The 12437-nt window shown below is 39.1% G+C and carries 14 protein-coding genes and 1 pseudogene; 8 read left to right on the forward strand and 7 right to left on the reverse strand.

Annotation, left to right across the window (positions count from 1 at the left end; genetic code table 11):
- Positions 1-39 precede the first annotated feature (39 nt).
- Entirely contained in the window at positions 40-666 is a 627-nt protein-coding gene (gene maiA, locus ACXAC4_RS24435) for a maleylacetoacetate isomerase (RefSeq protein ID WP_475166784.1), read from the forward strand.
- 19 nt (positions 667-685) lie between these two features.
- Here the strand turns inward: maiA and ACXAC4_RS24440 are convergent, their stop codons facing one another.
- Positions 686-916 carry a TIGR02647 family protein gene (locus tag ACXAC4_RS24440; protein WP_058032440.1) on the reverse strand — a complete coding sequence of 77 codons (231 nt, stop codon included), beginning with the start codon at positions 914-916 and terminating at the stop codon, positions 686-688.
- Between the two features lie 91 nt (positions 917-1007).
- Between ACXAC4_RS24440 and ACXAC4_RS24445 the strand changes: the two genes are divergently transcribed.
- Together ACXAC4_RS24445 and ACXAC4_RS24450 are read left to right on the forward strand one after the other, a co-directional pair.
- Complete coding sequence (locus tag ACXAC4_RS24445) at positions 1008-1307, forward strand: DUF1496 domain-containing protein (RefSeq protein ID WP_475166786.1); 300 nt, start codon at positions 1008-1010, stop codon at positions 1305-1307.
- A 17-nt stretch (positions 1308-1324) separates the two neighbouring features.
- Positions 1325-1522: pseudogene (locus ACXAC4_RS24450) on the forward strand (VF530 family protein); the annotation flags it as partial.
- A 46-nt stretch (positions 1523-1568) separates the two neighbouring features.
- Here ACXAC4_RS24450 and ACXAC4_RS24455 read toward each other — a convergent pair.
- The 3 genes from ACXAC4_RS24455 to ACXAC4_RS24465 form a co-directional block, all read right to left on the reverse strand.
- The gene (locus tag ACXAC4_RS24455; RefSeq protein WP_475166788.1) at positions 1569-2279 is read right to left on the reverse strand and encodes a substrate-binding periplasmic protein; all 711 of its coding nucleotides are present in this window, start codon (positions 2277-2279) and stop codon (positions 1569-1571) included.
- A 55-nt stretch (positions 2280-2334) separates the two neighbouring features.
- A complete protein-coding gene (locus ACXAC4_RS24460; RefSeq protein ID WP_475166790.1) occupies positions 2335-3447 on the reverse strand; it encodes an arginase family protein in 1113 nt (370 codons plus the stop codon).
- A gap of 284 nt (positions 3448-3731) precedes the next feature.
- The gene (locus ACXAC4_RS24465; RefSeq protein WP_475166793.1) at positions 3732-4511 is read right to left on the reverse strand and encodes a DUF2189 domain-containing protein; all 780 of its coding nucleotides are present in this window, start codon (positions 4509-4511) and stop codon (positions 3732-3734) included.
- Positions 4512-4668: 157 nt separating this feature from the next.
- Here ACXAC4_RS24465 and udp point away from each other — a divergent pair, with 157 nt between their 5' ends.
- Entirely contained in the window at positions 4669-5427 is a 759-nt protein-coding gene (gene udp / locus ACXAC4_RS24470) for a uridine phosphorylase (RefSeq protein WP_475166798.1), read from the forward strand.
- A gap of 31 nt (positions 5428-5458) precedes the next feature.
- Here udp and cdd read toward each other — a convergent pair whose 3' ends face one another.
- The 3 genes from cdd to ppc all read right to left on the reverse strand — a co-directional run bounded on the left by cdd (position 5459) and on the right by ppc (position 9686).
- Positions 5459-6319, reverse strand: a complete 861-nt coding sequence (gene cdd / locus ACXAC4_RS24475) for a cytidine deaminase (protein ID WP_475166801.1) — start codon at positions 6317-6319, stop codon at positions 5459-5461.
- Positions 6320-6365: 46 nt separating this feature from the next.
- Positions 6366-6734 (reverse strand): hypothetical protein, encoded by a 369-nt coding sequence (locus tag ACXAC4_RS24480; RefSeq protein WP_475166803.1) that lies wholly within the window; start codon positions 6732-6734, stop codon positions 6366-6368.
- 318 nt (positions 6735-7052) lie between these two features.
- On the reverse strand, positions 7053-9686 hold the full coding sequence (gene ppc / locus ACXAC4_RS24485) for a phosphoenolpyruvate carboxylase (protein WP_475166806.1): 2634 nt from the start codon (positions 9684-9686) through the stop codon (positions 7053-7055).
- Between the two features lie 177 nt (positions 9687-9863).
- Here ppc and ACXAC4_RS24490 point away from each other — a divergent pair, with 177 nt between their 5' ends.
- Genes ACXAC4_RS24490 through ACXAC4_RS24505 form a run of 4 tightly spaced genes read left to right on the forward strand, consistent with a single transcriptional unit; the run spans position 9864 to position 12405 of the window.
- Positions 9864-10250 carry a thiol-disulfide oxidoreductase DCC family protein gene (locus tag ACXAC4_RS24490; RefSeq protein ID WP_475166810.1) on the forward strand — a complete coding sequence of 129 codons (387 nt, stop codon included), beginning with the start codon at positions 9864-9866 and terminating at the stop codon, positions 10248-10250.
- Positions 10231-10977 (forward strand): SDR family NAD(P)-dependent oxidoreductase, encoded by a 747-nt coding sequence (locus ACXAC4_RS24495; RefSeq protein ID WP_475166812.1) that lies wholly within the window; start codon positions 10231-10233, stop codon positions 10975-10977. Before ACXAC4_RS24490 ends, ACXAC4_RS24495 begins: the two co-directional genes overlap by 20 nt.
- A gap of 3 nt (positions 10978-10980) precedes the next feature.
- The gene (locus ACXAC4_RS24500) at positions 10981-11619 is read left to right on the forward strand and encodes a flavin reductase family protein (protein WP_475166814.1); all 639 of its coding nucleotides are present in this window, start codon (positions 10981-10983) and stop codon (positions 11617-11619) included.
- Between the two features lie 60 nt (positions 11620-11679).
- Positions 11680-12405 carry a tetratricopeptide repeat protein gene (locus tag ACXAC4_RS24505; protein ID WP_475166820.1) on the forward strand — a complete coding sequence of 242 codons (726 nt, stop codon included), beginning with the start codon at positions 11680-11682 and terminating at the stop codon, positions 12403-12405.
- Positions 12406-12437 lie beyond the last annotated feature (32 nt).

Genomic DNA, 12437 nt, shown 5'->3' on the forward strand with positions numbered 1-12437 from the left:
ACGCAATCGCGTGCCTTTGTCGTGATTAAGGATCTGAATATGAAACTTTACACCTATTTTCGCTCTTCTGCAGCGTATAGAGTACGCATTGCATTGAATTTAAAAAGTATAGACCATGAAATGTCTGCGGTTAATCTCTTGAAATCAGAACAAACTGGTGAAGAGTACACCAATAAAAATAGCCAAGGTTTATTACCTGCGCTAGAAACTGAGCAAGGTGTGTTAGGACAGTCTCTGGCAATTCTAGAATGGTTAGAAGAAACATATACCGACACACCTCTGCTTCCGAGCGATCCATGGCAGAAAGCTCAAATTAGAAATTTTTGTTATGCCATAGCATGCGACATACACCCAATCGATAACCTGCGTGTACTTAAATACCTATCAAATGAACTGAATGTTGATGATGAACAAAAGAACACTTGGTACAGACATTGGGTTATTGAAGGGTTTAAGAAGCTTGAAACGATGCTAGCCGGTGATAAGTTTTGTTTTGGAGATAATCCGACTCTTGCCGATGCGTGCTTGGTACCTCAAGTCTTTAATGCGTTAAGATTTAAAGTCGATATGAGTCAATTCCCAAAAATTGAAGCTATTTATAATCACTGTAATACGCATAAAGCATTTATTGATGCAGCGCCTGAAAATCAATTCGACGCTGCTTAATCTTTCATTCATTGTGCGCTTACTGAAGCGCACAATGAACTTGATCTAAGTGTCCGATTAAATCTAAGCCTAAATCCGTCAGATATCCGCCATCAGGACTGTCAATAACACCTTTCTTGTAAAGCCTCTCAGCTGCCGCAATCAAATTAGGGTCGGCGTCTTTATGGATTTTGATCCCCATTTGCATACTTGAGCGTGGAAACTTTGCTAAAAGTGTTAACTCAGCCATAAAATTGCTATCTATAGCCATAACCTCTCCCATTAATTTATTGTTGTTGTGGTAATATAGGTTCAAATTTTCATGAACTAAACTAAGGTTAGCTAAAAATAGGAGTTATGCCATGACATACAACAAATTTAGTTTTATTTGCCTTATTATAACCTCTTTATTTATCTCAGGTTATGGTTACGCTAACCCCAAGTTAAACAAAACTAACTTATTTTTAGACAATCTTTCTCCTGTTTGTTGGTATAAAGACGCTAAATACAGTGAAGGTGCATTGATTGTCATGGCTGATACACTATTCGTTTGTGCTAATAAGTTCGATAACCAAACAAATGGTCAACTAATATGGCGAATTGCTGATGAAAACGGGCAACCGCTCCCACATAAACCAAAGAAATCCATTCGCATTAACTAAACAAGAAGTCATTATTTATGGAACAACCAAATAACCCACTTCATGGTGTAAAACTAGAAGAGATATTAATTAAGCTTGAAGCAGAGCTTGGTTGGGAAGAGATGGGAAGTATTGTCAATATCCGTTGCTTTACCCACGACCCAAGTATCAAATCGAGTCTAAAATTTTTGCGAAAAACACCTTGGGCAAGAGACAAAGTCGAACAGCTTTATTTAGATACATTTCATGGATTTAAGTGGCAACCTATAAAAAAATAGGTAACTAATAACTTACTTTAAAGAGATTGCTATATGATTCCATTAGCTGGTTAATTATATAGTCAGGTACTTGTTTATTACACGCAAAATAAAGTTTGTTATCTTTTTGCAGGTTAAGCTGAAAAATTGGTTCAAGGTGGGTCATTAATTCATTGCTGCTGGATGCATCTTGGACTTGTGAATCGCTCAAAACAACTAAATCTAATTGATTTTTCCTAGTTTCTAAGATTTCCAGCACTTTATTGAAACTTGATATAACGACTAATTGCGATTGCTCAGTGAAACCATGCTCTTTGAGATATTGATGACTAAAGTTATTTCTTATTACTGCGGTCCTATATTTGAGTGCATCTTCAAGTACCTCCAAATTAATATTCCTACTTTTTAAAGCATAAAATGAACTCGTAAACTTACCAACAGGGAAAACCCAATTGAACATGTCTTCCCTTTCACTATTTCGGCCAATCGAAAATACACACGTATCAGGGTTTCTTTTCAGAGCATTATAGGTAATGTTCCAAGGCTCATGAGTCAGTTTGTAAGTGATATTTGTATGTGTGAGGACGCTTTTAACAATTTCTACAGTTGGACCTGCAAGGTTTCCTGATTTATCAAGATATTGATAGGCTGGAAATAACTCTGTTACAACGTTGAGAGTAAATGAAAAAGTTTTTGACGAAAAAATAAAAAATGTAATTACAAAAAATGCTCTCATATTACTCCCTATTGAAAAGGTGGATGGAAACGCTCCTTCCACCTAATACTATAGCTTAACTTCTATTAATCGCATCTAGAAGAAATGCTGATATTTTCGCGCCTTCGCGTAAAGTTGTCTCAGAACTTGATTGACCGACTAATGAGCTGTCAGTGAATGGGGCGATTTCCATCATATCAGCGCCCGTAATTGGGAAGCGCTCAGACAATGCTTTCAAAATAACCATGGCCTCATCAGGCGTCATACCATTGCCCTCTGGCGTACCAGTTGCAGATGCCCACTGTTCATCTAAGGCATCGATATCAAAACTAACGTATAGCTCATCTACATTGTCAGCTTGCAGCTGTGCGATTACATCGTCTACGATTGCCTGAGCACCACGCTCTCTGATTTCATGCGCCCAATGTTGCTTAACACCAAACGTAGACTCCCAATGAGACTTATCTTTACCGCTTGAACGAATACCAAACTGAATCAAATGATGCGGAGCAGGTAAGAACTCAAGTATATGCGTACACCAAGAGCCAAAACATAAATCAATACCTAAACGCTCTACTAACAAGTCTGTATGTGCATCAAAGTGAATGATAGCGGTACGCTTGCCTGCATCTCTTTTCGCTTTCAAGTACGATTTTGTTAATGGATAACTGATCGAGTGGTCACCGCCAATACCGAAGATCCCTTTGTTAGGATAATGCTGATAGAAACCATCACATACATCTTCAGTAATAGAGAGAGGTGATACGTGGTAGCCTTCTTCAGTACTTTGATAAAGCGCCTTTTGACAATTCTCTATGGTGCCTTCATTAAGGTATTTATCATGAAGTAGGTGTGGAATAACACGAACATCGCCTAAATCAAACGCATCGATATGAGGCTGCTGCTCAATTAAAGTACTTCTTAGAAATAATGGTCCCCAGTTAGCGCCTCTTAAGATACCGCCGCCGCAGTCTGAGCTGATACCTAAAATTGCCGCTTTATGCTCTGACTCTTCAATCTTCAGTAATGACTCTTTCCAAATCTGCTCAATGCCTTCAGTTTGTCCATAAAGCTTTGTGCGCAGTGCATCTTTTCTTTCTTTTGCAGTATTAACAGTAAATACACCATCTCCCGGAGGACATAAACACTGGGTCATTTTATTGTAAAATTGTTCTTTGCTAATACTCATAGAAACCTCTGCTTGCTTTGCATATTCATGCTAAAACTTTGTTAAGAAAAAATATCTCACCTAATACTGTGCTCACTAAAGCGCACAATAAAACACGTTCAAAAAGACAAAGACATTTATATATATTCTTTGAATATACAATGTCTTAAGCTTAATTAGACGTCAAATGGTAAAACAGAATTTTTGTTTATGGGCAGAGATATAGCACGCTGTTGTTTTATGTCAACAAGGGCCGTTTTATTGCAAAACAGCCCTTGGTTTAATATTCAGTTTAAATGAATATTTTACTCATAACCTCTTGGTTTCTTGGTCTTTATGATAGCAATATAACCATGCCAACTGGCGTAACTAAGTAATGGCATAATCACTATAAAGGCCGTGCCACCTGTGGCAAAACCAAACATTACTAAAAATAATATGATGAATGCCCATACTATCATAGCTGAAGCATTGTTCTTAACCGCATTTATAGACGACACAACTGCAGTCATAATATCAACTCGGCGTTCCATCATGATCTGTGGTGTAAATGCTGATATTGCAAAAACACTCATTAATAAGATACCGCCAATTAAACTGCCTAACGCTAAAAATGATTGTAGTTGCTCAAATGTTGGATTCGGCACGTTCGGGTATAGTGCGTGTACAAGCGCCGCTAAACGCATCCAAACAATCATTATGACCATGAGAAGTATCGCAAACCCCCACTCTCCCGCTGGGTTTCTGAACATAGATTTCAAACTATGTCCTAGCGTTGGGGTATGGCCTTTTTCTAACTCCCAAGCGACATCATAAAGCCCTGCTGCGAATGCAGGACCAATCAGCGCAAAGGCAACTGCGGCAGGTAGAATAACCAGGTGTGTATCTAATTGGTAAATTAAATATAAGATAGTGACGGGTATGGCAGTAAATACTAACCCATAGATTAAACTTAACATTGGTGCTCTCACCATATCGGCAATCGCAAGCGATAGCCAGTGAAACGGTGCTAGTGAACTAATTCTGTTACTTTCGAGACAGCGAGCAAATTCTGTATTTTTATCGATTGGTGGTGAAGCTGGCATAATAACCCCTTTTTTGTTGCGGCTATATTAATGTTTAGAAGAACAACTCCAATCTTGCAAGGAATTGCATGATCGTGCACAAAGACAATCGGACATCTGTCCTGTACTTTATACGTTAATCTTTCAAACTACGGTTTTATAATAAATAAGGTTTACTATGGATAAGGTATTTCATTTGGGCCTAAGCACCGAGCAACTAAAAGGTGCTAATTTAGCAATTGTTCCTGGCGATCCTGAAAGAGCTGAGCGTATTGCTAACAAACTCGATAAAAGTATTTGCTTAGCAAAAACTCGCGAATTTCACGTCTATCTCGCAGAACTAAAACAACAACCTGTCGTGATCTGCTCAACTGGGATTGGTGGTCCTTCTACGTCAATTGCAGTTGAAGAGCTGGCTCAGCTTGGCGTAAGAACCTTTTTACGTATTGGCACTACAGGTGCCATCCAACCTCATATCAACGAAGGTGATATCTTAGTAAGCACAGCGTCAGTGAGACTTGATGGGGCTAGCCAGCATTTTGCTCCTCTATCTTACCCTGCTGTTTCTGACTTTCACTCAACCGCTGCAATGGTGCAAGCCTGTGAAGAAATAGGCGTGACATATCATGCAGGCATAACGGCATCGAGTGATACATTTTATCCAGGCCAAGAGCGCTACGATACATACTCTGGTTATGTGAATAAAGCGTTCCAAGGTAGTTGCGAAGAGTGGCAAAAACTGAATGTCATGAATTATGAAATGGAGTCTGCAACTTTATTTACAATGTGTGCAGCTTTAGGTTTAAAAGCGGCTTGTATCGCGGGTGTGTTAGTTAATAGAACACGTCAGGAGATCCCAAATGTGGATCATCAAGAGATAGAACAAAAAGCAATTGCAGTGGTTTTAAAAGCTGCAGAAATCGTGTTAGAAAAATAATCTCTAAGATTTTGAAAAAGCGTATGTAAGCCTAGCTCACATACGCTTTTTTTATTTCATAATTACCGGTAAAACTTCCTAATACTACATCAGCGACACCCGATTGATTTTTATATTGCTCAGTTTCAACTAACGTAATTTCAACCACTTCAACTTCATCTAGATTAAGCCCTGATAGTGCCATTTGACTCAGAGCACTTTGTAATGGTGACAGACTTGGGTTGTACGCCACATTTTCAGCATAACGACCGTAGAAATTCCCATGTTGTGCAGTTTTTATTTCTACTGCTGATTTATTACCTGAATATGGCGCATATGAAGCCTGATAATGTTTAAGTAACAGAGGTGAAATAGTTATGTTAGCTTCTGAATCTCGTGGCTCTGATATATCAAGAAGACGTGTTTCATTACCCAAGTCTGCCGGACCGAAAGAGTGAGGTAACAACTCAGGTAATGAAGTATTCGTGTTAGGTAAAAGTATTTCTATCTGTTCTGATAACTTCACTTCATTGATAAATTGTCTGCAATGGCCACAAGGCGCATCGGTGATGGCGATGTGTGAGATATGTGATTCTCCATTTAACCAAGCTGTATTAATAGCAGATTGTTCAGCATGAACCACTAAACACAATGCAGCGTGATTAAATTCTAAATTTGAACCTATGTATGCACGACCAGATACGCTGCTGTAGGCAATCGCACCGACATTAAAATTAGAAATCGGTGCTATTGAAAATCTTGCTGCAATAGGAAGTAGGCTTTGCAATAGAGGTTTAATTTCTATATCAAACCTAGCCATTAGCGAATCAAGTAGTGTTTTGGGAATAACACCGCTGTTAGATTGAATTTGTTGTTGTAATTCTTGTTCTAGTTCTTTTGGGATCGTTAGCATAAAAATGCCATACGTTATGAAAAAGGCCGAATAGTTTATCCCTTTCTTAAGTGTTAGACAACCAATGCTTAGCACTCTTAAAGCAATCGAAGTTCTCTACTGTGATCCCAAAGCGTTTTGCTTTCTGCAAAAATAAATCATGCATGTAGCCATCAAAACTCACTACACGTGCCAATTTTATATTCTGCAAAGCATTTGCCACTTTAGGCATTAAAGAAACGATATCAATAGCAGCGAAGTTATGTTCAAGCTCAGTCACATCTATCAGCAATTTTGAAGACTTATAATCTTTTGCATAATTGTTCGCTCTTTGATACGTCTTTATTACGTCCTCAGCGGTCACAACACCTCTGAGTGTCATCATCACAAGCGAAGTTGATTCATCATAAGTAATACTGGTAGATAGCGTTTGCATAGAACCTCAAATAACGTGTTAACTCTAAAACGCCATCTCCTTTACCCTAAGATCCCATATGTGTTTAACGATATTCGATTAGATGCATGTACTTTTCTTACACAATCAGCAGATCCTAACAGTGAAATGCGCTTATTCGAATGACGAGGGTGTAGACGTCGGATGAGATTCTATGTATACAATCTAAACAGTCAATAAAATTAATACAAAAAAACCAACTAAAGATAAAAAAATAGCAAAAAGTATGAGTTTATACTCGTACTTTTTGCTAATGAGTTAACATTTGATCAAAAATCACTGCTTTGATTAACGCAGTATTTATCCTGAATTTCTCATTCCTGCAGCAACGCCTGTCATAGTGACCATAAGTGCTTGATCAATTTTTTCGTTTTCATGTTCTCTGGTGCGTTTTAACAGCTCTACCTGAAGTAAATTAAGAGGATCGATATAGGGGTTTCTTAATTGCAGAGATTGTCTTAACCAGGGTTGCTCTAGTAATAAAGTATTTCCTGGTGCCAACTCTGTTATCATTGCTTGAGCTGATTTAAGGTCTTGTCTAAGCTTCGCACCGAGCGCTTTAGCATCCGTTGTCATCAATACTTTTTCATAATGCTCAGATAGCCAAGTGTCTGTTTTACAAAACACCATTTCTAACATTTCTAATCGTGTTCTAAAGAACGGCCATTGCTCACGCATTTCATGTAATATCTCAACGCCGTATTTATCAATTGCAGCTTGTAAGCCTTGATAAACGCCAAGCCAAGCTGGCAGCATTAATCGGTTTTGACTCCAAGCAAATATCCATGGAATGGCCCTCAAACTCTCAACGCCACCATTCGGATTACGTTTTGATGGTCGAGAACCTAGAGGTAACTTGGCCAATTCCAACTCAGGGGTGACTTGTCTGAAGTAAGCCACAAAATCTGGATTTTCTCTGACGATTTGTCGGTAATATTTACATGAGCTTTGGGCAATGAGCTCAACTACTTCAATCCAATGAGATTTAGGTGATGGGACTGGGGTTAAGTTCGCTTCAATAATTGCACTGGTATAAATCGAAAAGCTTTGCACCGCGACTTTCGGTAATCCATATTTAAAACGGATCATTTCCCCCTGCTCGGTAACCCGCAACCCATTACTTAAACTGCCAGGAGGCTGTGATTGTAAAGCCTGAGCCGCAGGTGCTCCACCACGACCCACTGTGCCACCACGACCATGAAATAATACCAGCTCAACGCCAAAATCTTTCGCAGCTTTTAGTAGTTTGTCCATAGCTTGATATTGTGCCCAACCAGCCGCCATCATACCCGCATCTTTCGCTGAGTCAGAATAGCCAATCATCACGTATTGCTTATGGTTGATATGAGTTCGATACCAATCACAGGCTAGCAATTGGCTTATAACATCAGCCCCCCGATTTAAATCATCCAAAGTTTCGAATAACGGCGCAACGGGTAAATTGAAACGACAACCCGTTTCTTTTAAAAGTAATTTAACAGCCAGCACATCAGAAGCATATTGCGCCATTGAAATAATATAAATGCCTAGCCTATCAGTGGTTTGCTGACTCACTAATTGGCAAGTTTTTAAAACTTCTTCAACTTCATCAGACGCAGAGAAGTTTTTTGGCAATAGTGGTCTTTTTGACGCTAATTCATCAATCAAAAACTGCTGCTTCTGTGCTTCACTCCAAGCAGTATAATCACCCAGTTCTAAGTGCTCGACAATGGCTCCAATCGCATCAGCGTGTCGTGCAGAGTCCTGACGGATATCTAAGCTGCAGAGGTTAATACCAAAGCACTCTAATCTAAGTAACGTGTCGAGTAGTAGTCCATCTGCAATTTGCGCCATATTACAGTTATGCAGCGAGTTATAAATGAGCGTAAGCGGTGATTTTACTTGCTCAATATGTGTGATCACTTCTTGCTCTGAGCCTACTTCACCTTTAATTTTATTTTCAAGCGCTTGAATGGTTTCATCAAGTTCGCCTTTCAACTGCTTCAATAAATAACGATACGGTTCATGTTGCTCCCCTATCAATGATTTCACATGCTCATCTGCTTGATACATAGATAATTCGCTACTGAGCATATCAATGTCACGAGAGATTAAGTCAATCGCCATCCAGCGGCCGTGATCTAGCACTGATTGAGTCACTTCAGAGGTCACAAATGGATTTCCGTCTCTATCGCCGCCCATCCATGACGTAAAGCGGATTGGACTATGAATTTTCTTTAACTGAATACCTAATTTATCTTGAGTTACCTGATTGAAGTAACGAATAAACTGAGGGACGGCATGCCATAAACTATTTTCAATAACTGCATAACCCCATTTCGCCTCATCAAGCGGAGTTGGGCGTTTAGCGCGTATATCATTGGTATGCCAAGCTTGACTAATCAGTTGCTCAATTCGGCTAATAATGACTTTACGTTCGTCTACATCTAGACACTGTAATTCAAGGGCAGATAAACAGTCACTCAGTTGTACGTGTTTGTTAATAATGGTTCTACGAGTCACTTCAGTAGGGTGAGCTGTAAGTACTAAATCGATGTCTAACCCAGCGAGCACAGACTCAACTTGTGCATGGTTTAGTTCGTCGTTTGCTAACATATTCGAAAGCTTTTCGACTTGCTCATTTAATGCTTTGTAAATACCTTCGGGTGCACCTGTCACCGAAATTGTATGAAATTGTTCTGCTACATTCGCTAGATTCAAAAAGTGGTTAAATGCACGTGCAACAGGTAATAGTTCCTTATCAGTCAGACTATGTAAAGTGTCTAGCAATCTTATACGGGCATCGCTATCACCTTGACGAGATGACTTTGCCAAAAGACGAATTTGTTCAATCTTTTCTAGCATTCCCTCACCCAGTGTTTGCTGGATAATACGACCTAGACAGCCACCTAATTGGCTCACATTTGCTCTCAGGTTTTCGTACTGCTCTCCCATAACGACTCCTTTTAATTATTATTTCTCAAAAAAACTGCTTAAAACACCATTTGTTAAAAACACTAATTGTTCAATAATCACTCTCTACTATACAGAGAATTAAAGGTAGATCGAGTGATCTCAATATGAATTTTAAGCGTAATTTTAACTACTTAATTACCAAGCAGCATAAAGCCAATGCAACTACTCTATGACGGCCAGTGCCCTTTGTGTGCCAAAGAAATGATAAAACTCAAGCAGTTTGACCTTGAGAATAAGCTCACTTTGATCAATGTGCATGATATTCATGAACTCGATTTCAAACGACTTTACCCAAACATAACTAAATCAGATACGCTGAAAATATTACATGGTTACTCAGATGATGGCAGGTTATTGCTTGGCTTAGATGCAAACGTACAAGCTTGGCAAACCGTTGGTAAATATCCGTTTTTGAAACTGTTAAGAGTACAACCGATAAAATGGTTCGCTGACAAGGGCTATTTATTTTTTGCCAAGCATAGAATGAAGATTTCACGGTTTTTAGTCAAAGACGGATGCAACAATGGACAATGCCAAAGATAAATCACTGCATCTTGTAATCGGTGCGAGCAGTAAAATTGCTATAGCTTTTATTAATAAACTCACCAAGCGAAATCCTGATGACTTAGTGGTGAGTTTTAGTCAGAACACATTAAATTTTGATTCTGAAAATATTCGCCCCTTCACCACAGATTACTCTGATGAATCAATTTCTGACTCTGTATCGACTTTTAAAAATGCTTACTTATCAGAAAGTCTAAGAATAAAAACCATCACATTTTTTAATGGTCAATTACATTCAGACTTGCGTGGCCCAGAAAAGAGCATACGACAATTTGATCCTGCTTACGCACAGTCGCTGTTCAATTCGAATGTTATCACTCCTATGCTTTGGCTTAAGCATCTAGTTAATTTACTGAATCGCTCTGATAACTGTGTTGTTACTGCGTTATCAGCCCGTGTGGGCAGCATCGAAGATAACGGGCTCGGAGGTTGGTACAGCTATCGAAGCTCAAAATCAGCACTTAATATGATGATGAAAAGTTTTGCGATTGAATTAAAACGTCAAAGTCCTCAAAGTACGGTTTTACTTTTCCACCCAGGTACCACAGACACCCCGCTGTCTAAACCTTTTCAAAAAAATGTACCGGTAGGCAAATTGTTTGAGCCTGAATTTGTTGCTGAGTGCTTATTTAACCGAATCGTTGAATCGAACAGCAACGATTTAATTAATTATCTCGACTGGCAAGGCCAGTCTATACAATGGTGAAATATGTTTTTTAATACCCAGTCTCTCGATGAATTAGAACAAAGATATCGTGCTCATTTGATAAATAGTTTGTCAGGTTTCAAAAGTGCAAATTTATTAGGCACGGTTGATACAAATGGTCAAGAAAACCTATCTATTGTCAGCTCTGTTTTTCACTTAGGCGCTAATCCTGCCTTATTTGGTATGATCATTCGCCCGCATTCAGTACCAAGACATTCTTTTGAAAATCTCTTAGAAACGGGTTTCTATACACTTAATCATGTGAACGAAGATATAGTCACCCAAGCGCACCAAACATCAGCGCGTTACGAAAAAGAACAATCAGAATTTACTGAAACAGGTTTAACCGCAGAATATTTGAATGACTTCAAAGCGCCGTTCGTTAAAGAGTCAGATATTAAAATGGGTCTAAAACTTGTTAGTGAGCAAGTAATTGAGCTGAATCAAACTCACTTAGTCATTGGTGAATTAATTGCGCTTCACTGTCCTGATTCAGTCATACAGCCAGATGGTTTTATCGACATAGAAGCGGCAAACACAGTCGCAATAACTGGATTGGACAGTTATCACACTACAAGTAAAATCAATCGTTTAAGCTACGCAAAACCTGATTCAAAGCCTAAGTCATTAGTTACACTTTAAGGATTGTTTTTTCTTTGGGTTGCTTTAAACTCAAAAAACCGACCATCAAAGAGAATAACCATGTGGCGTAATAACTTAAAGAAGTTTGCACTCGCCGGCTTAATGAGCGTGTGCTTTACTGCATCTGCAGGATTAGAGGAAGGGATTGAAGCTGCAAACGCAGGTGATTTTGAAAGAGCTTTAAAGGAGTTTCAGTATTTATCTGACATGAATTATGCCCCTGGCATGTATGAGTTAGCTAAATTACATGAAGGCGGTTATGGCGTTATTAAGAACCCACGTAAAGCAGCTGAGTTATTTCAAAAAGCAGTAAAACTGGGTAGTGCTGATGCCATGTTTTCCTTGGCGGTTATGCATGAAGAAGGTCGTGGTGTGAAACAAGATAAGCAACGCGCTATTGAGTTGTTCACTCAGGCTGCAAACAAAAATCTAGCTGCCGCGCAATTTAACCTTGGCGTGATGTATACCAATGGTGATGGCGTGTTAAAAGATTACGCTGTCGCAATGGACTGGTACGAAAAGGCCGCTGCGAGCAACTACACTTTGGCAATGTTTAATCTCGCCTTGATGTACTATGAAGGGTTAGGCGTTGAGAAAAACATCGAAAAGTCGTTCATCTGGAATACATTGGCTGAATACAATGGCAACCGCCAAGCGATGAAAAGCCGAGAGCTTGATGAACAACAGCTTTCCCCTTCTCAGGTTGAAAAAGCGATTGAAAAAGCCAACAAACTTTATTGGCGTATTCAAGAAAAAACCTATTTTCCAGGTTCTAAAATTGACTGATAAAAAAAGCGCTAAGGCGCTTTTTTTATCTC

It is taken from the genome of Pseudoalteromonas sp. AWM4_233, from assembly GCF_056158285.1.